Consider the following 19,791-nt stretch of genomic DNA (forward strand, 5'->3'; position numbering starts at 1 on the left):
TTTAATAATTATTTCTCACGGAAATAATGAATGCCCACATTTAATCCAAAAAAGAAATTATGTGAAGCTTCATAATCATCACGAAAACGTGTTTCTTCTGCATTATTATCACTTAATCCGTAATACATTTTTATAGCAGGGGTAACATATAAATTATCATTCACAAAAATATCTACACCAAGATCTAATTGCACGCCCATATCCATATTATTAAAAAATGCTTTTGCATCTTCCGATTCGGGAGTTGTTGCAAACGCCGGTATTGCCTGTGCAATTAGTTCCAAAGGAATATCCACCAGAACTCCATCATCCTTTACATCCGCTTCATAAGATTGACTTGCAGATAATAAGAAACCAAACGAAGGACCTATCATTGCATGAAAAGCAATCTTTTCACTCTTGTTTCTATTAGAGGTAAAACGATACATAACAGGTATCTGCAAATAATTTAAATCTACATAGCGATAAGTAGCTACTCTCACATCATCCCCCGCATTATTTGTAGGACCAAAATCCCATACTTTACCATAATAATCCTGACCCATTCCAACAAAATCAATTTCTAATTGTATACCGGAATGCGCATTGAAATTATATCCCCCAGCAAGCCCTCCAAAGCCTCCAAATTTATATTCATAATCCAATTCGGAGAAACCGTAATTATTTTGATTTAAAATCCAAACACTATTCACTCCGAGGTTTGTGCCTACATGCCATGATTGCGCAGATAATGTAATTGAAGTAACTAAAAATAATGCAATTAAAAAATGGTGTTTCATAGAATATTTTTTTTGCAAAGTAACGTCACACAAAAATATTTATCAAGCAAGTTGTAAACAAGATGCAGGTAATTATAAATGTAATTCTCTATACCATGAAATACTATGGTTACTTATTATAATTTCGCTGCATGAGCAAATTAGTGCAGACAAAAGCATATATCAAATATTTCAATCAATCACTTACATCCTATGGTGTGCACTCTCCTTTCCTATTCGATTTTATAACTCATGTATTAAATGATAACAGATATTTCAATGCATTTGGTGAGATAGAAGCTGTACGTAAACATTTATTAAAGAATACATCTGTAATTGAAATTGAGGATTTAGGAGCAGGCTCAAAAAAATTACATGCAACAAAAAGAAAAATCAGCGATATAGCAAAGACAAGTTTGACCAATGAAAAATTTGGCAAGTTATTATTTCGAATAGTAAATCATTATTCACCACATCATATTTTGGAATTAGGAACATCACTCGGTATAAGTGCTTTGTATTTAGCAAAGGCAAAATCAACAAGTACCGTCACTACTTTAGAGGGAAGTAAAGCGATTTCCCATATTGCCCATCAAGTATTTGAACAAACACATACAGAGAATATCCAATTAATAACCGGAAATTTTTCGGATACATTACCGCAATTGTTATCAGAATCTTATCATCCTGATTTAGTGTATATAGATGGCAATCATCGTATGAAACCCACTCTAGATTATTTTAATACATGTTTAGAAAGTGCAAATGAAAATTGCATTTTGATTTTAGATGATATTCATTGGAGCAGTGAAATGGAACAGGCATGGAATGAAATTAAGCATCATCCGCAATCACGATTAACCGTTGATCTCTTTTATAAAGGCATTGTTTTTACACAAAAGGAATTACTTACCAAACAAAATGTTAGCATCAGGTTTTAAATGCATTAACACAGTTTAACCACATTGATTTATTCCCCTGCCTCTCAATTATTATCTTTACACACTAATTTAAAAAAATGAACATGAAAAAAATTTATGTATTACTTTTTATCTCCGCAATTGCATTACAAAGTTTTGCGCAGGATAAATTACCCTCTAATTTCTTCTTCAAAGAATTACCCAATGGCCTGCAAATGCTGGTGATTGAAGATAATACTGTTCCTCTTGCCACTATTGAAATGGTGGTTAAAAATGGCGCCTATACAGAAGATAGTGCGTTTAATGGATTATCTCACTTGTACGAACACATGTTCTTTAAAGCAAATAAGGACATCCCTTCACAAGAAGAATTTCTGAAGCGTATCAATGAGTTGGGAATATCTTTTAATGGAACAACTTCTAACGAACGTGTGAATTATTATATCACTTTAAGTAATGGGAAACTTACTGAAGGATTAGAATTTATGAATTCAGCAATTCGCTATCCGATGTTTTTGGAACAAGAAATGAAAAATGAAAATCCTGTAGTTGATGGTGAATTCCAAAGAGCAGAATCGAATCCATATTACTTCTTGTTTGAAGAATTTAGCCGTAAATTTTGGGGTGCTAATTATTACAGAAAAAATCCCATTGGTTTGCATGATGTAATTCTTACTGCTACAACAGAAAAAATGCGCACCATTCAACAAAAATATTATTATCCAAATAATAGTATGCTGGTAGTTGCCGGTGATGTAGATCACAATGCTGTATTTCCTTTGATAGAAAAAATATATGGCGATTGGGTTCCGGCGGATTTCGATCCATTTGTAAAATGGCCAATACCTGAAGTAAAACCGTTAACCGGAATTACAAAATTCATGGCAACTAATGCAAATGCACAAGTACCACTTTTTATTATTGGTTTTCATGGTCCTGATACTCGCAATGATATTAAAGCAACTTATGCAGCTGATGTGTTTTCTTATATTTTACAACAAGCAAATTCACAATTACAAAGAGATTTAATTGAAAGTGGATTAGCGTTTCAAGTAAACGTAAGTTATCAAACAGAAAAATATACAGGCCCGATACAAATTATTTTAGTGCCTAATCCTATGAAAATTCAAGAGGCTTATGATAAGCTTTGGGAAAATGTTCTTAATTGGACAAAGCCGGATTATTATACAGATGAACAATTAGAAACAGCAAAAAATTTATTGGCAATTGATGATGCCTATGGCAAAGAAAGTACAAGTGAATTTGTACATTTGGTAACGTATTGGTGGGCAAGTGCAACTATAGATTACTACACAAATTATGTTGCCAATCTTCAAAAAGTAACTCGCCAGGATATAACCAATTATGTAAATAAATATATAGTTGACAAACCTTATGTTGCCGGTTTAATGGTAAATCCTTCTATGAAAGATATGCCTGTTTTGAAAGAGATGGGATTTGAAATTGCGAAATAATTAATCACCAACATTAAAATTCAAATATGAAAAATATAATATTAAAAACCGGAACACTTTTGCTTGCTTTTATTGCAACTACGTGTTTAACGTTTGCGGATAACACTACCAAAGAATTAAATATTGATGGTATAAAAGTGATTCTGAAAACTACACCTAAAGAAGTAATCAGTGTACGCATGTTTATTGAAGGCGGTACCGCTAATTACGATGATAAATTAGAAGGTATTGAAAACATGACTTTAAGTCTGATGATAGATGGTGGCACAAAAAATTTATCAAAATTAGATTTCAAAACAGAATCAGAAAAAATAGGTACATCATTCAGTGCTGCAACAAATTTGGATTATGGATTTATCAGCATGACATGTATAAAAGCATTTTGGGATAAGTCATGGAATTTATTTGCAGATGCGGTGATGAATCCTGCATTAAGTAAAGATGAATTTACTATTCTTCAACAACAATTAGTTGCAGGTGCAAAATCAAATGAATCAGATCCTGATGGACATCTCGCATTGATTTCACGTCGCAATGCATTTCCTAATTCCAATTATCGTAAAGAACCAAATGGTACTGCAGAAAGTTTAAATGCATTGACATTAGATCAGGTGCAGAAATATTATTCGCAGATAATTGTGAAGAAAAGAACTTTTATTGTTGTAGTAGGAAATATTACAGAAGCAGAAATTACAAAAGCTATAAAAGAAAGTCTTGCGAAATTACCACAAGGTACTACCACTGCAAGAGAGCAACAAACTATTCTTACTGAAGGAAAAGTATTTATTGAAGACAGAGATATTGCAACAAATTATATTCGTGGTGTAATGAGTGCCCCGATGTTAAATACAAAAGAAGGTGTAGCAATGCGTATTGCAATGAATATTTTAGGTGATCGTTATTTTACTGAATTGCGTACTAAGAGAAGTTTATCTTATGCACCCGCTGCATTCTATGCGCAGGCAGCAGTATTTAATCCTTACAGTGTGATTTATATTTCAACAACAGATCCTGAACAAAGTATGCAGGTGATGGTGGATGAAATAAATAAAATAAAGAAAGAAGGTTTCTCAGAAGAAGAATTAACAGATACGAGAGAAACTTTTTTAACACAATACTATCTTACTCTAGAAACCACCGCAAACCAGGCGAATGCATTGGGTGTAAGTGAAATGGCAGGCGGCTGGGAAATGATGGACAACTTTACTAAAGATGTAAATGAAACTACATTAAAAGAAGTAAATAAAGTGTTCGATCAATATTCAAAAGCAATCGTTTGGACATATCTTGGAAAACAAGGTATGGTGAAACAAGAAAATTTCAAACAACCGGTTGAAACAAAAAACAAACCTTATTAAGGCATATTCAATCCTTATAAAAAAACACTCGCTTTGCGGGTGTTTTTTTTTGTGGTTACTTTAGATAATTCCTTTACCAATTAACAACAATGAATGCCATTGTGAATGTTGTTAGACTCAGGATAAAAAATATTATTATGTCCCTCTCTGTAAATAATTTCTGCATTAGTAATCATCTAGTCTCGTATTGCAACGATGCAAAAGTTCAATAGGTGAATTAATTGAGAATTAATTTGATTTTTTTTAAATGATATGATGCTAGGTGGACTGTTCTAACTTTGAACTTTTAACAATTATATTCTACCCAATCCGTTAGACGAAATCGACAACTATAGTTATTGATAATGACAAAACCGAAGTTAATAAAAACCCTTTCTGTAATACTCATCTTGTTTTTATCAATTGATATTGGATTTCCATGCAGCACATATAAAGTAACAGTAAACGGCTCAACTATGTATGGAATGAATTACGATACATGGTTCGAGCATCCCCGAATTTGGTTTGAAACAAATGGATATGGTGCCGTCTTTTCAGGTGCAAATTATCAGGGTGGGAACGACCTTACACCACAATCAGGAATGAATGAATTTGGACTTTCATTCGGCACACTTGCAACGGCAACTCCTGAAAACGGAAAAGCATCACCAAATAAAATACAAATAAGCAGCAGATCTTTTTATCTCAAAGACATTTTGCATAACTGTAAAACTGTAGAGGAAGTAAAAGCATATATTGAACAGTATGACCAAAGCTCACTTTCCAATGATGTATTTATTTACACTGACAAGTCTGGACAATATCTTATAGTTGAACCATACACAATGACTTTGGGTAATGAAAACAAGTATGTTCTCGCAAACTTTTGTCCTTCAACTATCACTGACTTTAGAACAATTAAACAACAGCGTTACATAAATGGAACAACATTTTTAAATAACAAAATTGATACTTCAATTGCTTTTTGCACAGCACTTTCAGACACCATGCATGTTTGCCGAAATAAAATTGGTGATGGCACTTTACTTACTTCAATTTATGACTTAAACAAAGGCATAGTGAACTTATACTTTTACCATGACTACAACAACGTGGTTGCATTTAATTTAAAGGAAGAGCTTGCAAAAGGCAATCATTCATTTGAAATACCATCCTTATTTCCAGCAAACGCAGAGTATCAAAAATTACTTGACTTCAAGACACCAATGAATAGCGCTTCCATTAATTTATTTATGCGTTTCTGTATATTGATATTCCTGATTTCTACAATTTATTTCTTTGTAAGTTATATCAGAAACAGAAAAATAAAATATGCACCCTATAAATTACTGTTATCTTCTATGTGCTTAATTATGATGTATTATATTTTTGTATTAGCACGAGAAATTAATATCTTTTATTTCCCTGCTCCTTACAAAGGCTATTATTTCTCTATGCTAGACTTTGCTGCTTATATCCCGTTCTTGACTTTGTTATTGATAATTCCATTGCTGCTAATCAATAGAAAAGTATTTACTGAAAATGCCTGGAGAAATTTATCTATATGGCTATTTACAATTAACAACTTAATCTTCTTAACATTAATAATTCTATTTACGTATTGGGGGCTTTATGATGTTTTCAATTAACAACATATCATAACATTAGACACAATAACTATTTTGGTAAGAGAAGCAGAAACCCAAATATGAAATGCTGAGGAACAACACTTATCATCAATATATAAAAACAAAATATTATCACATTACTTACGCTTTACTAAAAGAAATTATTTTATATAAATCCTGTTTTCAAAAAATCACCTCCATTAATTTAAAGGCAAAATGAACTTAGTAAAAATGATTAGTATTTTAAAAAATACTCACCCTGATGGTTACTTTTTTGCAGTTATTTTTTCGGAATAAAAAAATCGGAGGTCGAAGGAAATAAAATCAACTACTACAGAAACCTGGCTTTTATCAAAATTTGCAATAATAAATGCATAATTATTGATGAGCTGGAAGATCTTGAATTTCTTGAAAAAGAGTATTCATTGGTTGTATAATTTCTAAATCAAGCACGCTGGCTCCGAATTCATTAGTTTCTACGTCGCCAATTACCATCGTTATGTCAATGTATCCAATCACTGATCCGTCTTTCAGCATTCGAATATCTGAAAACTGGATTCCAATTTTGGAATCAAACTGGGATGGTTCATTTACAGTTATGATTTTATCACCATCAATAACTAGCGAATGTATATTACTATCATCACAATCATTAAATGCTAATGGAAGCTCTGAACTACTTGAAATAAAATCTGAATTATAAGCAACCTGTATATTTAAAATTAGTGGAGTATATAAATCTTGTTTAATTTTTACTGGATACACTTTAAATGCAATACGAAATTGACCATACAGAGGGGATGCTACCCAATCTTCATATCGGTCAGACCCATCTTGTATAAACATCAACCAATACTTTTGTTTTTTAGCATCTGTTTCTGTTTTATTTCTAAACCAAATTTGTTGAGCCGGATGAATCTCCGGTTGATTTCCATGTGCCTCATCTAAGACAAAGCAACCAAAAACACCTACAGTATCATTTTTTTTCAAGTATGTTCCCTCAACGCAATGGTTATTTTCACTAATTGGAAACCATCTTCCATCTAAAAGCAATTCTCCTGTCGGTGCAATTTCAGCAAACATACATTTTGATGCATTATAAGGTGAACCACAAGGCTTATCAACATCAATACAACCAAACCAATCTGAGAAAGTAATATTTGATGACTGCCTAACTGCATCATATGTAGAAGTATATTCATTAAATAATTCTACAATAATATTCCAATCCGTTGCATCAATTCCAGGTGATACAATTCCATCTTCGAAGTAGGTTCCAAACCTATTAAATTTACCTGCAATATTTACCTTCTTATCAAGAACATTACACCATTCCTCAAAACCCCAGCCTTTGCAATCATTTTTAATTAAAGTATCTACTGGATCATAACCTATAATTCCTAGGCTCAATCTTGTAACTTTTTCCCATTTCGCTTCCTCGTATTCTGATGCTGGCCGAATATCCTCACTCTTTACTTCATAATTGGCATTCTCACAACCTATAAAAGTCTGACCAAAAGAAATGCAAAAAATTATTTTGAATAGCGTTTTTAGCATATAATATTTTTAACAAGATAAACTGAAACTTTGATATAAAAAAAATAAGTGAGGTAATTGCTGATTCTTCTAATTTTATGTCTGCTAGTCACTTTTGTCCAATAACATTTCTCAGTGCAGTCGATGACTCTCATGTTATTTTTCTTTCCCCTACAGCGTAAGCAATTTCCGAATAGGAGAGTATAGTATAGATACCATTCGAGATATTCCCTACCTATTTCAATAAGTACTGGATTATTAAATTTGTGGGAAGTATATATTTACTGGAGATCATTATTTAAATTATTTGGATATTCCACTTTATCATAGCAAGTTGGAATAATTACAATATAAATTTGCAAGTAAATTCCCGAATAAGAACTAATATATTCAATGAGAATTAAAACTTCTATCACCTTTAAAGAATATTGTAAACTCATATTTGCATTGATTTACAGTGGAATAATTCTAAAAATCATAGTAAGCGTTGGTATAGCAATGTTGCTTTGGATTTTGGGTTATTATTTGCATTTCCTCCCTGTTCCCAAGCCGGAAATCTACCAATACATCGCACTCATATTAATTGCAGTTGTACAACCTTCCGGTATCTTTTGGCTGATAAAAAGGAATTATAACTCAAACAACCATTTAACAGAATTATTAGATATATATATAACATCGCATGAATTTAATATACGTGGAAAAACATTTTATACAGAGCTTGTCTGGGAAAATATTTTTAAGGTTGAAGAAAAGAAAAATTATTTTTTAGTTTATCTCAATACCTTATCCGCAATTATCATTTCTAAAAATGATTTGAAAAATACAGAAGTTATAGAACTTAAAAATATACTAAGCACTATTCCAAATATTACGGTTCAATTAATTACAAAACTGTAGTCAGTAAAAATTTGTCTGATTTTATTAATCAATTATACTATTAAATATAAATATTTCTCTCTCATTTTGTGGCTGTTATATTTCTTCCAAAAACATTTTTAATATTTATTGGTTTTTTCTCGAACGGTGGTTTAAATTATTATAAACTAAAAACTGAAATGATGAAAAACTTTATAAAGTTGATTTTTGCAGTAACGATTTTAGTCCTTGCTTCATGTAGCCCGAAATTTTATACTCCTAATACTCAAAATGTTCCTTTACTTACAGAGAAAGGAGAAACTAATCTAACATTAGCGGGCAATACTAATCAAGTGGAATTTCAAGGTGCTTATGCTGTCACTCAACATTTTGCATTGCAGGCAAACGGGGGATTATTTATTCCGGCGGATCTGGATAATGGAAATGGAGGTTCAGGTAAATTCATTGAAGTAGGCGGTGGATATTTTAATCCGATAGATGAACATTGGGTTTTTGAAGCCTATGGTTTAATTGGAATTGGAAATTTTGAAAATCACTTTCCTTCATCACTTATAGATTATCCTGAAACAACTGGTGATATTTCTGCGAATATTTTAAGAGTAGGAATACAGCCCAATTTTGGATATAAATCAAAATATTTTTCTGCAGCTATATCTACAAGAATTTCGAATATTTCTTACAATAATATTCAAGGGAGCTTAGTATTTGATGATGATAATCAAATAGATTACTTAGAAGATAATTCGTCCAACTTACTTTTTGAACCGGCTTTGACAGTGAAAGGTGGTATTGAGAAATTTAAATTACAACTGCAGTATGGTTATAGTTTTAATCTTACCAATGCCGACTTCATGCAGGATGAATCATTTTTTACCGTAGGGATTAATTTCAATTTTAATTAAAAATGATTTTATTTATTAGTCGGCAGAATGCTTTTTCAAAATATATTATGAAAGAGTTTAGAAATTAATCTTCAAAGAAAATAGATTTTAATTCCGTTGCTTCATTCGCTTTCATTCTGCCTGATAAAATCAATCGCAACTCACGACGGCGCAATGCTCTTTCATAGCGAAATTTTTCTTCTTCAGTTTCAGCAATTACTTCCGGTACTGCAATCGGATGACCGTCATCTGCTAATGCAACAAAAGTAAAATACGCTTCATTGCATCGAATACGGTCGCTCCCTATCGTAAAATTTTCTTTAAATACTTCAATATAAATTTCCATAGAAGTAACAAATGATCTGGTAATCTTTGCATTGATAGTTACCACATCTCCTATCTTAATTGGCCGGCTGAAAGAAACATTATCTACCGACACCGTTACCGACGGTTTATTGGCATGTTTACTTGCGCAAATTGCACTGGCAACATCCATCCATTTTAATAAATTACCACCCATCAGATTATGCATGGTATTGGTATCATTGGGCATTACTAATTGGGTTACTGTAGTGCAGGAATAAGAAACAGTTTTTGGAGTCATCATAAAAAATAATTAACGCAAATGTATTGCGAAAAAAATTACTCCATTTATTTAACTATAGTAATTATTGTTTTATAAATGGTTTATTTGAATAGGAAATAGCAGGATTAAAAAATGTAGCAACATACAAACCTTTTGAAAAATCACTAATGTCGAGAACAATAGATTTTTCATTTGCAAAAATTTCCAAAACACAATCACCCGACATAGAAAATATTTTACAAAGTGTACCTTCTTGTAGGCCATCAATTACTAAATAATCATTCGCAGGATTCGGAAATATTTGTAGCGTTTCTGTTGTAGAAGTTAATATTGCACTTGTATAATCACAATTGCCTATTTCAGATCTTAAAGTAGCAAGAATATTATGCACGCTATCTTTTTGACTCTGAAAAAACATTAGTGTACAATCATCACTCAAAATATCAAAATGCATAAAATTAAAATCTTCGGCTTCCGGCTCCGGGTCATCCTCAATACAATAATCAAGATCATCCACACTAGTCATATCATGCAAACCCAACCAATGACCAACCCAATGAACTGTTATTCTCCCACTATCACTACCTAAAGAGAAAACATCACCATTTCCAAAATAATGAGAATGCATTACCAATCCATCAGCTTCAGGATCGCCACCCGGAGGAGGCGCATATCCAGGAACAATGAAATTACACACCCAAATATTCAGAATACATTCAGGATTCCAGGGATCAATGCCATTAGTAGAAGAAGATTTTATTTTCTCAACATTGTTTTCACCGGCTGAATATAAATTCCATTGTGTAATTATACTCTCCGTTCTTGTAATACCATTTGTTGGATTACCCAAAGGATCAGCAGTAACCAATTCAAAATGCAAATCCATATCTGTAATAGAATCCCGCAATGCTTCAGGTATTAAAATCGTATCTGCATTTGTTGCACCATAATCCCGATTAAGTGCAGCTATTTGAGAATACACTTGCGCATCTGAAATATTTTGAGATTCATTATTATATACAATATGCACTACAACAGGTATTATAATTTCTTGTGCATTTAAAAATATGGAAGCAGATAAAAAGAAGAACAGAAATATCTTTTTCATGGATTTCATTAATAGATGAAATTCTAAATTAAGGCGAATTAGAATGAAATCAAAGGAAAGATTCAATTGATTTAACTTTGCTGCAAAATAATAAGCAATGAATTTACACGAGTATCAAGGAAAAGAGCTAATTAAAAAATTCGGAGTGCGTATTCAGGAAGGGATACCGGTAGAAACTCCTGAACAAGCGGTGGAAGCAGCCCGCAGATTACAAGATCAGACAGGCACAAATATTTGGGTGGTGAAAGCACAGATACACGCAGGTGGTCGTGGTAAAGCAGGTGGTGTGAAAGTGGCGAAGAACTTAGAAGATGTATATGAAAAAGCAAAAAATATTCTGGGTGCAACATTAGTTACACCGCAAACAGGACCAAAAGGAAAAAAGGTAAATAAAGTATTAATTGCACAGGATGTATATTATCCCGGAGTAAGTGAAACAAAAGAATTTTACATGAGTGTTTTGCTTGACCGTGAAAAAAGTCAAAATGTAATTATCTATTCTACAGAAGGCGGTATGGACATAGAAGAAGTAGCAGATAAAACACCACACTTATTGCATAAAGAATGGGTGGATCCATCTATAGGAATAATGCCGTTTGAAGCAAGAAAAATTGCTTTTAATCTGGGATTAGAAGGTGAGGCTTTTAAAGAGATGGTAAAATTTGTACAAAATTTATATGCCGCTTATGTAGGAAATGATTGTTCGTTACTTGAAATAAATCCTGTATTAAAATCTTCGGATAATAAAATAATTGCAGTAGATACAAAATGTGTAATTGATGCAAATGCGTTGAGTCGTCATCCTGAAATTGCAGGCATGCGTGATCTTTCAGAAGAAGATCCTACTGAAGTGAAAGCCGGAGCAGCAGGTTTAAATTTTGTAAAATTAGATGGCAATGTTGGTTGCATGGTGAATGGTGCAGGTTTGGCAATGGCAACAATGGATATCATAAAACTCTCTGGTGGTAGCCCTGCAAACTTTTTGGATGTAGGCGGAACTGCGGATGCAAAACGTGTTGAAACTGCTTTTAAAATTATATTACAAGATCCTGAAGTGAAAGCAATACTTGTAAATATTTTTGGTGGTATTGTACGATGTGATCGTGTTGCTCAGGGAATTATTGATGCTTATAAAAACATTGGTGAAATACCTGTACCGATAATTGTAAGATTGCAAGGTACTAATGCTGTAGAAGCAAAAAAGATGATTGATGAAAGTGGACTGAAAGTGAGCAGCGCCATTTTATTAAAAGAAGCCGCTGCATTAGTTCAGGAGGCTGTTGCTTAATACTTTTTTAAATTTTTATAATGCATAACAAGATTATATATTGGTTAAAAATATTTACTCTGAGTTATGCATTTTTCTTTTTTGCATCTTGCTATTCAAATTCAAAAGAGGAAGCTGCACCCGTAGAAATATATGATCATACCACACCTAATTTATTACCTGCTTTAGAAACCATTTCTGTTTTTACTAAAAGCAAAAAAGAATTTGTAATAACAGAAGATGAAACATCTGCCAGCATAAGTGATATTTCAGTAATAGGAAATGGTTTTGGCGCATTTAATGAGCCCATTATCATCGGTGAAACAGATCCAATAGAAAATCAATTTATTGCTGATCTGGATAATGACGGATTTGATGAATTATATATCGTTACCCGTTCTGTTGGATCAGGTAGCTATGCAGGATTATTGGGAATTGCTTCGTTAAATGATAAGAGTTACACGGTTATTAATATACAACAACCGGAAAGTCATGATGCGATAATGCAAGGATACAGAGGGCATGACACTTACACTGTTAAAGACAATGCTTTACAAAGAAGATTTCCAGTGTATGATAATGATGCTGCTAACTCCGAGCCGGGCAGCAATCAAGCCTTGATTGAATATACACTTCACAAGGAAGGAAGTATTGTAACACTGACTTTTAAGAATAAATAACATTATCCGGGAAAATATTTGATATATGCACCCCAGTATTTTATTGGAAGCATTACCTTTACCGCTCATCAAATAAATGAAATATTACAATGAAAAAGATTATTTTATCCCTTATTATCATTGCCAGTAGTGCAGTTGCATTTTCACAAACGAACACAGAAGATGTAGATATGATTCAGGCTGCTTTTGGAAAAGAAAAAAAAGCGTTAATGTCTGAATATGTAAAGTTAGATGCTGATAAAAAAGATGCATTTTGGAATCTATACGACCAATATGAAACTGAAAGAAAAGAGTTAGGAAAAAAGCGTATTGCCTTAATCAACAAATATGCTGAAAACTACACTTCAATGGATGATGCAAAAACTACTGAGTTGATAAAAGAAATGTCAAAAATTAGTAGTGACTACGAAAAACTTATGTCTTCTTATTTTGCGAAATTGTCGAAAGCTGCAGGAGCAAAACCAGCTGCACAATTCTATCAAATGGAAGCATATTTGTTAAGTGTGATTCGTGTTGAGATTATGAACAACATTCCATTTATCGGCGAGTTAGATTATTAATTTACATAACTTCTATGTAATAAAAGACCTGTGTATTTAGCACAGGTTTTTTTTATAATGTATCTTCGAGTTCTTAATAAAATCAATTTATTTTCAATAAAATATTTGTTATGAAAAAAAGATTTTTACTGCTTTTTATTATTGGTGTAAGCATTGCCACACAGGCTCAAATTTCAAATTCTTCTCAAGGAGGTTATGGATATTTTTTTACCGGCCCCGCCTATTTAAATAATGCTACCATTAACGATCATCTTCAAAGTTTTTCGGTATTAGGTAATGATGGTCAATTCAATAGTGTTGCCATGATGTTTGGCGGTGAAGGTTTTGGTATGAAGGGCAGATTTTTAATTGGCGGCGGCGGATATGGCATTGGACCTTTTACTTCATCCTCTTCTAAAGGAAAAGCAGAGATGTTTGGAGGTGGCGGTTATTTTAAATTTGGATATGTAATTGCTCCCGGCCGCAATACATTTCTCTCTACTAATCTAGGAGTTGGATATGCAGGTTATGAAATGAAGATTACGAATAATAATTCAGTAGATCCCATTTATTTTAACCCTGCAAAACCTGCTACTCCCGGCGATATTCGCAGATATTCTTTTGGAGGTTCCATATTTGATCCAAGTATTTCTATACAGACAATGGCATTTGGCAGTGATGATGATGAAGGAAGAGGAGGGTTTATGTTAGGAATTGATTTCGGCTGTAATCTGATGGTTCCTATTGGTGGATGGTATTCACAATCAGATCTTGTTGTAGGAAACATTCCAGTACCAGGCTTTATGTATATCCCTTATGTGAAAATAAATATTGGTGGAGGTGGAATTGAATGGTGAAAAGTGAATAGTGAATAGTGAATGGTGAATGGTGAATGGTGAGTAAAAAAATGAGTGATGAGTAATCAGTAATGAGTTTTATAACACGAATCATGAAACCTGAAACTTGAAACATTTTTTCACCAATAGCTAACGGCCAAATGCTAACAGCAATTTTATCAGTAAATGAGTAATCAGTAATGAGTTTTTTTTAGTGAATGGTGAGTAGTGAATGGTGAATAAAAAAAATCAGTAATCAGTGATGAGTGATGTATGAATAGTATTTTTTTTTATTGTCAATTTTCAACTGTCAATTTCAATTTAAAGTGATTAGTGAGATGAGAAAAAACAAGCCCCGAATACACGAATTAAAAATCGAATGCATGAATAAATTATTCTTTATTCGTGCATTCGTTTGCTCATATTATTGATATTCGTGCATTCGTGGCTAATTTTTTTTAGTCTATTCATAGTCAATAGTTTAAGTTTTTTGCTGATTTTTTTCATTGTCAACTGTCCATTGTCAACTGTCAACTGTCAATTGTCCATTGTCTTAAAACTTTAACTTGCACCAAACTAAAAAAATGCGTTACCCACAAGAATCCATAGAAAATAAATTTAAACACTTATGGTGTATGGTTGGCAATACGCCAATGCTCGAAATTCGCTATACTTATAAGGGTAATGAAAAACATCTGTTTGTGAAATGTGAGCATTACAATCTTACAGGAAGTATAAAGGATAGGATGGCATTATATATTTTGGAGAATGCATATAAAGCGGGTTTAATACATTCCGAAAATACAATTATAGAAGCAACAAGTGGCAATACCGGAATTTCATTTAGCGCAATCGGCAAAGCCTTAGGAAATCGTGTAATTATCATTATGCCGAATTGGTTAAGCAAAGAACGTATGGATATTATTCGCAGTTTAGGAGCTGAAATTATTTTAATGACGAAGGAAGAAGGTGGCTTTTTAGGTAGTATAAAAAAAGCAGAACAAATGGCGAAAGAGGATAATGAAATTTTTCTTCCTCGACAATTTGATAATAAATACAATATTGAAGCACATGAAAAAACTACAGCTAAAGAAATTTGGATGCAGTTGCAACAAGTAGATTTGGAACCACATGCATTTGTTGCCGGTGTTGGTACGGGTGGAACTGTAATGGGTGTTGCAGCTTATTTCAAAAAAAGAAATCCAAACATTTTAGTATGTCCGTTGGAGCCACATGAATCACCAACATTAAGTACAGGATATAAAGTAGGAACACATCGTATTCAAGGAATCTCTGATGAGTTTATTCCCTCCATAGTTAAATTAGATGTACTTGATCATATCCTAAAAGCATCTGATGGCGATTCGATTATTATGGCGCAAAAATTAGCAAGACAATTAGGATTGGCTGTAGGTATTTCTTCCGGTGCAAATATTATTGGTGCTATTCAATTACAAAATCAATTAGGTGATGATGCTAATGTGGTAACTATTTTTTGTGATTCAAATAAAAAGTATCTGAGTACTGATCTTATGAAAGAAGAATCAGTAAAGGAAAATTATTTCAGTACTGATACGGAGTTTATTGATTATGTGCCTATTTCTCGGATGCAATAATATTTTTCTTTTTTATGAAGTAATCTGTGCTTATCATTTTTAACACAGACTTCAGTTTCAAAGTAAATCAACAGCTTTATTGCATGCTCTGCTGCACCGAATAATTTATTATTGTATGCATTAAAATAACTCCTTTACATACAATAATTTCCCATCAGTATTAAAAAGTTGCAACTCAATTTGCACCTTTTGATTTAGCTTGTTAAAGTGTAATACTCCAAAATTTTTCTCGACATATAAATCACTAATGCGATAGGTGTTCGGTTCGCTCCACGCATTATTCCATGTATGTGTAAGTCCGCTGGAAGTGATATCGTAAAGTATATTTTCTTCTCCTTGTAATTGCATAGCTGACACTTCTGCTATATGTCTGTCGCCACTAATTATTATTGTTGGCACTTCGTTATTTGTTGCTATTAAATCGAGCAATCTCTTTCTTGCATTTGGAAAATTATGCCATTTCTCAAACCGATGTTCTTGTGCAATCACCTGAATACTTGAACATAGAATATTGACATCCGCATTGCTGTTTTTCAATTCATTTTCTAACCATTCCCATTGTTCTTCACCTAAAATATCACCTTCATAATTAGGCAGATAGCACTTTTTTCCATCACACAGATCTGCAATAAGTGTATCTCTAAAATATCTCGTATCCAACATTATGATATTAATAGTTATGTTATTTTCATTGAATAAATAAGCGTCATATACTCCCCCTCTAAATCGCATGGGATCATTTTCAGAAATATCAAAAAATCGCATAAACAATTCTTTTGAATCATCTTTTATTTCAAAATTTTTTCCTGCATCATTTTTCCCATAGTCATGATCATCCCATGTACCAATTACAGGAACCGATTTTGTAAAATTTTTATAATAGAAATTATTTTTTAGCAGTAGATATTTAAAAGCAAGTACAGAAGTATCATAGCTATCACCATATATATTATCACCCATCCATATCCAGAGATCAGGATTTTGTTTTGCAATTTCCTCCCAGTAATTCTGTGGTAAATTTTCTTTATTGCAAGAGCCAAATGCGAAAGTGATTTGTGCATTTGCGGAAGAATGTATCAATACAAATAAACTATATAAAAGAAAAAAATACGATTTTAAAAATTGCATGCTCAAAACTACTTGCTTTGATTTAGTTGAGAGAAAAATGAAAGATACATTCATAAATAAAAAGGGCGAACTGTATAGTCCGCCCTTAATTATTTTTTAAACTTAATAAATCTTATTGCGTAATTACCATCAGTTTGGTATCAATAGTTTTACCGTCAATTACTAACTGATAAGTATATGTTCCGGGTGCAAAGCTGCCACCATCTAATTGAACATTTCCTTTACCTGTTCCACTTACACTTACAGTTTTCATTTCAGCACCATTTATAGAATACACTTTTATAAATGCATTCTGGAATGATTCAGGAATGTTATAACTAATAACTGTTGATGACTTAAACGGGTTAGGTGAATTTTGATCTAAAGAAGCAAGGTTAGAATAATTTGATCCTGCAATAGTTTTAATATCACCATCTGCAGTTGCAAAAGCTGTTTCCAATCTTTCCAATCTTTCAGTTAAAGTTTGAATTTCAGCATCTTTAGCTTCTATCTCCATTTGTTGTTCCTGAATAGATGCAATCAATACAGGAATTAGTCCAACATAATTTACGCCTTTGTAATCAATCTCAGGAAATTGTTCGCCTGTGATTGGATTTTTGCGCATTGGTACAAATGAATTTTTAATTAATTCAGGAAATACTTTTTCAAGTTCATCTGCAACTAATCCCATTTCAGATTTTCCGTTTAAACGCAATGAAACAGTTTCAGCATCATTATTAAAAGTATAAGATGTTGGATTTAATTGCATCAACTTATCCAAGCTACCAGTTAAAGGCTCAATTTTAGTTTTGAATTTACGATCTGAGATATCATAAAAACCACCGGAGATACCTACATCTCCAATAAAATAACCTGCCCAATCAGAAATTGTATCAATTGCTTCCCCATAAACACCTACCGGAGAACCGATACCAGCTACTCCGAAATAACCAACGCCAAAAGCTCCAGCAAATCCACCGGAAGCTAATACGCCATAACCAAATGTATCAAGTGTATCAGCTTGAGCAAATACAGCAACTGGATCGAAATCTCCAGCTAAATATTGATTTACAAAACTTCCTGTTTCAATATCTGCGCTGTTGTTAATTGCATCTACAGATTGCGTGTAAGTTTCATCCCACCGTTTGGTTTTAGAACCCAAGTCAATTGCGCCAGTTGTTGCAGGTGTAAGAGCTTGATTAATTGCAGTTCCACCGGCACTCAAATTTGAAAGGCCTGTATTAGCACCTTTAGCGGAAATTGCTGTCCACGCAGAACCATTGTAATAATAAAATCCCGGTGCTGAATTAGTTTGATAGATCAGTAAGCCTACAGAAGGAGTTAAAATAGCATCTCTTTGTGCTTTAGTCATCCTTGGCAAAAGAACACCCTTGGAAGTAGAGGTGACGTCTAATAAAGATGATGAGTTAGGTGAAAGTGTACCAATTCCCACTGCTCCGGAGCCCGGATAAGTGTTTTGTGCAGAAACTGGATTTACTAAGGCAAGCATTAAAAATGTTGCCAATGTGAGTGTAATGTTTTTTAACATAAATTTTAAGTTTTTAGAATGCCAAATTAGATTAAAGATTAATAGGTTGTACATTTTTGCAAAAAAATATTTAATAAATAAATTTTACCTTGAAATTTACCTTACAGCTATAAATTCCTCCGCCATGATTAATTAGAGGTTAAAAACATTTTAAATAATTTAGCCATACCTATCATGCAATTTTTATTCAACTTAATTAATAATCAAATCTGCAGCATTTGTAAAAGTTTGTAACTTGGTTTAAGATTAAAATTGTTATAGAATATACTAAAACATATTCTTGGTTATTAAACTGGATATCATTCATTTTATAATAAGGCTAGTAACAAATAATATAATTCAAATGAGTTAAATATTCCTGCAATAATTTGTATTTCTTTTTCTATAAATGCAATTATAGAATTTTCTTTAACTATTACTTCCTATGATTTACTTTCCATGGAAAGTTTTACAATATGGAGGTTGCCTCCTTTATTGGTGGCGCAGGAACTCAATATCCAAAGCAGGAAAATCCATATTATAAATTGTATTCTATGCATAGTAATAGTTTCTAAAATTAGGTAAAGTAATTAGAAAAATGATTTCGTTTTTTTTCATAAATCTTAATACACCAAAAGAATAATTAAATAACAATCTTATGAAATGAAATTAAATCGTAAATCATAAATACCCAATACTTAATACCCGATACCCGATACACTTTGTGTAATAATTTCCCCGAGTGTGAAACGGATTACACAATTTACTATATGTGAGCTAATTGTTTAAATCAATGTAAGCGCCACTCCCCTACTAGGTTCACAGGTAATTTCAAATGTTTGGTATAATGTTTCCCCTTAGGAATATTATAACCAAAAAATTAATATTATGAGTGGACTACTTTATTTTATCGCATTGATTCTTATTATAGGTTGGGCGATAGGCGTATTTGCATACAGTTTAACAGGTATTATTCATATACTACTTGTATTCGCAGTGATTGCAGTATTATTCAGATTGATAAGAGGAAGTGCGGCGTAAATTCATTTACTTATACCTTTTAGAAAGGCGCTACTTGAATAATTATTATTAGCTGAATAAATTTAACTG

18 protein-coding genes are annotated in these 19,791 nt (G+C 32.6%); 12 read left to right on the top strand and 6 right to left on the bottom strand.

What is annotated here, in order from left to right; genetic code table 11:
* Window positions 1-8: 8 nt before the first annotated feature.
* Complete coding sequence (locus tag IPN31_13115; GenBank protein ID MBK8682814.1) at window positions 9-779, bottom strand: PorT family protein; 771 nt, start codon at window positions 777-779, stop codon at window positions 9-11.
* Between the two features lie 131 nt (window positions 780-910).
* Here IPN31_13115 and IPN31_13120 point away from each other — a divergent pair, with 131 nt between their 5' ends.
* From IPN31_13120 to IPN31_13135, 4 genes are all read left to right on the top strand, one after another.
* Window positions 911-1,699 carry a class I SAM-dependent methyltransferase gene (locus IPN31_13120; GenBank protein ID MBK8682815.1) on the top strand — a complete coding sequence of 263 codons (789 nt, stop codon included), beginning with the start codon at window positions 911-913 and terminating at the stop codon, window positions 1,697-1,699.
* Between the two features lie 83 nt (window positions 1,700-1,782).
* A complete protein-coding gene (locus IPN31_13125) occupies window positions 1,783-3,153 on the top strand; it encodes an insulinase family protein (protein ID MBK8682816.1) in 1,371 nt (456 codons plus the stop codon).
* Between the two features lie 26 nt (window positions 3,154-3,179).
* On the top strand, window positions 3,180-4,511 hold the full coding sequence (locus IPN31_13130; protein ID MBK8682817.1) for an insulinase family protein: 1,332 nt from the start codon (window positions 3,180-3,182) through the stop codon (window positions 4,509-4,511).
* A 344-nt stretch (window positions 4,512-4,855) separates the two neighbouring features.
* The gene (locus IPN31_13135; protein ID MBK8682818.1) at window positions 4,856-6,139 is read left to right on the top strand and encodes a linear amide C-N hydrolase; all 1,284 of its coding nucleotides are present in this window, start codon (window positions 4,856-4,858) and stop codon (window positions 6,137-6,139) included.
* Window positions 6,140-6,496: 357 nt separating this feature from the next.
* Here IPN31_13135 and IPN31_13140 read toward each other — a convergent pair whose 3' ends face one another.
* On the bottom strand, window positions 6,497-7,675 hold the full coding sequence (locus tag IPN31_13140; GenBank protein MBK8682819.1) for a hypothetical protein: 1,179 nt from the start codon (window positions 7,673-7,675) through the stop codon (window positions 6,497-6,499).
* A gap of 372 nt (window positions 7,676-8,047) precedes the next feature.
* Here IPN31_13140 and IPN31_13145 point away from each other — a divergent pair, with 372 nt between their 5' ends.
* On the top strand, window positions 8,048-8,554 hold the full coding sequence (locus tag IPN31_13145; protein MBK8682820.1) for a YcxB family protein: 507 nt from the start codon (window positions 8,048-8,050) through the stop codon (window positions 8,552-8,554).
* Between the two features lie 161 nt (window positions 8,555-8,715).
* Window positions 8,716-9,435, top strand: coding sequence for a hypothetical protein (locus IPN31_13150; protein MBK8682821.1), 720 nt, complete (start codon window positions 8,716-8,718; stop codon window positions 9,433-9,435).
* Window positions 9,436-9,499: 64 nt separating this feature from the next.
* Here IPN31_13150 and IPN31_13155 read toward each other — a convergent pair whose 3' ends face one another.
* Window positions 9,500-10,018: an acyl-CoA thioesterase gene (locus tag IPN31_13155; GenBank protein ID MBK8682822.1), complete on the bottom strand. Its 519-nt coding sequence runs from the start codon at window positions 10,016-10,018 to the stop codon at window positions 9,500-9,502.
* Between the two features lie 64 nt (window positions 10,019-10,082).
* Window positions 10,083-11,108, bottom strand: a complete 1,026-nt coding sequence (locus tag IPN31_13160) for a T9SS type A sorting domain-containing protein (GenBank protein MBK8682823.1) — start codon at window positions 11,106-11,108, stop codon at window positions 10,083-10,085.
* A 97-nt stretch (window positions 11,109-11,205) separates the two neighbouring features.
* Here IPN31_13160 and sucC point away from each other — a divergent pair, with 97 nt between their 5' ends.
* From sucC to IPN31_13185, 5 genes are all read left to right on the top strand, one after another.
* Window positions 11,206-12,396 carry an ADP-forming succinate--CoA ligase subunit beta gene (sucC, locus tag IPN31_13165; GenBank protein ID MBK8682824.1) on the top strand — a complete coding sequence of 397 codons (1,191 nt, stop codon included), beginning with the start codon at window positions 11,206-11,208 and terminating at the stop codon, window positions 12,394-12,396.
* Between the two features lie 20 nt (window positions 12,397-12,416).
* Complete coding sequence (locus IPN31_13170) at window positions 12,417-13,055, top strand: hypothetical protein (protein ID MBK8682825.1); 639 nt, start codon at window positions 12,417-12,419, stop codon at window positions 13,053-13,055.
* Window positions 13,056-13,144: 89 nt separating this feature from the next.
* Entirely contained in the window at window positions 13,145-13,615 is a 471-nt protein-coding gene (locus tag IPN31_13175; protein MBK8682826.1) for a hypothetical protein, read from the top strand.
* 110 nt (window positions 13,616-13,725) lie between these two features.
* Entirely contained in the window at window positions 13,726-14,451 is a 726-nt protein-coding gene (locus tag IPN31_13180; GenBank protein MBK8682827.1) for a hypothetical protein, read from the top strand.
* Between the two features lie 563 nt (window positions 14,452-15,014).
* Window positions 15,015-16,046, top strand: a complete 1,032-nt coding sequence (locus IPN31_13185) for a cysteine synthase family protein (GenBank protein MBK8682828.1) — start codon at window positions 15,015-15,017, stop codon at window positions 16,044-16,046.
* A gap of 120 nt (window positions 16,047-16,166) precedes the next feature.
* On the opposite strand, the gene IPN31_13190 is transcribed toward IPN31_13185, so the two are convergent.
* Both IPN31_13190 and IPN31_13195 read right to left on the bottom strand, forming a co-directional pair.
* Window positions 16,167-17,126, bottom strand: coding sequence for an alkaline phosphatase family protein (locus tag IPN31_13190; protein MBK8682829.1), 960 nt, complete (start codon window positions 17,124-17,126; stop codon window positions 16,167-16,169).
* Window positions 17,127-17,286: 160 nt separating this feature from the next.
* Window positions 17,287-18,702 (bottom strand): tail fiber domain-containing protein, encoded by a 1,416-nt coding sequence (locus IPN31_13195; protein MBK8682830.1) that lies wholly within the window; start codon window positions 18,700-18,702, stop codon window positions 17,287-17,289.
* Window positions 18,703-19,569: 867 nt separating this feature from the next.
* On the opposite strand from IPN31_13195, the gene IPN31_13200 reads away from it, so the two are divergent.
* Window positions 19,570-19,722 carry a lmo0937 family membrane protein gene (locus IPN31_13200; GenBank protein ID MBK8682831.1) on the top strand — a complete coding sequence of 51 codons (153 nt, stop codon included), beginning with the start codon at window positions 19,570-19,572 and terminating at the stop codon, window positions 19,720-19,722.
* Window positions 19,723-19,791: the final 69 nt, after the last annotated feature.

The sequence above is a fragment of the Bacteroidota bacterium genome, assembly GCA_016715425.1.
Classification (GTDB): domain Bacteria; phylum Bacteroidota; class Bacteroidia; order Chitinophagales; family BACL12; genus JADKAC01.

What these genes read in the sequence shown, in the direction of transcription:
- IPN31_13150 (MBK8682821.1), top strand. Translation starts at nt 8,716, where the DNA reads ATGAAAAACTTTATAAAGTTGATTTTTGCAGTAACGATTTTAGTCCTT.
- IPN31_13185 (MBK8682828.1), top strand. Translation starts at nt 15,015, where the DNA reads ATGCGTTACCCACAAGAATCCATAGAAAATAAATTTAAACACTTATGG.
- IPN31_13130 (MBK8682817.1), top strand. Translation starts at nt 3,180, where the DNA reads ATGAAAAATATAATATTAAAAACCGGAACACTTTTGCTTGCTTTTATT.
- IPN31_13180 (MBK8682827.1), top strand. Translation starts at nt 13,726, where the DNA reads ATGAAAAAAAGATTTTTACTGCTTTTTATTATTGGTGTAAGCATTGCC.
- IPN31_13175 (MBK8682826.1), top strand. Translation starts at nt 13,145, where the DNA reads ATGAAAAAGATTATTTTATCCCTTATTATCATTGCCAGTAGTGCAGTT.
- IPN31_13115 (MBK8682814.1), bottom strand. Translation starts at nt 779, where the DNA reads ATGAAACACCATTTTTTAATTGCATTATTTTTAGTTACTTCAATTACA.
- IPN31_13120 (MBK8682815.1), top strand. Translation starts at nt 911, where the DNA reads ATGAGCAAATTAGTGCAGACAAAAGCATATATCAAATATTTCAATCAA.
- IPN31_13155 (MBK8682822.1), bottom strand. Translation starts at nt 10,018, where the DNA reads ATGACTCCAAAAACTGTTTCTTATTCCTGCACTACAGTAACCCAATTA.
- sucC (MBK8682824.1), top strand. Translation starts at nt 11,206, where the DNA reads ATGAATTTACACGAGTATCAAGGAAAAGAGCTAATTAAAAAATTCGGA.
- IPN31_13145 (MBK8682820.1), top strand. Translation starts at nt 8,048, where the DNA reads ATGAGAATTAAAACTTCTATCACCTTTAAAGAATATTGTAAACTCATA.
- IPN31_13160 (MBK8682823.1), bottom strand. Translation starts at nt 11,108, where the DNA reads ATGAAAAAGATATTTCTGTTCTTCTTTTTATCTGCTTCCATATTTTTA.
- IPN31_13200 (MBK8682831.1), top strand. Translation starts at nt 19,570, where the DNA reads ATGAGTGGACTACTTTATTTTATCGCATTGATTCTTATTATAGGTTGG.
- IPN31_13140 (MBK8682819.1), bottom strand. Translation starts at nt 7,675, where the DNA reads ATGCTAAAAACGCTATTCAAAATAATTTTTTGCATTTCTTTTGGTCAG.
- IPN31_13195 (MBK8682830.1), bottom strand. Translation starts at nt 18,702, where the DNA reads ATGTTAAAAAACATTACACTCACATTGGCAACATTTTTAATGCTTGCC.
- IPN31_13135 (MBK8682818.1), top strand. Translation starts at nt 4,856, where the DNA reads ATGACAAAACCGAAGTTAATAAAAACCCTTTCTGTAATACTCATCTTG.
- IPN31_13170 (MBK8682825.1), top strand. Translation starts at nt 12,417, where the DNA reads ATGCATAACAAGATTATATATTGGTTAAAAATATTTACTCTGAGTTAT.
- IPN31_13125 (MBK8682816.1), top strand. Translation starts at nt 1,783, where the DNA reads ATGAAAAAAATTTATGTATTACTTTTTATCTCCGCAATTGCATTACAA.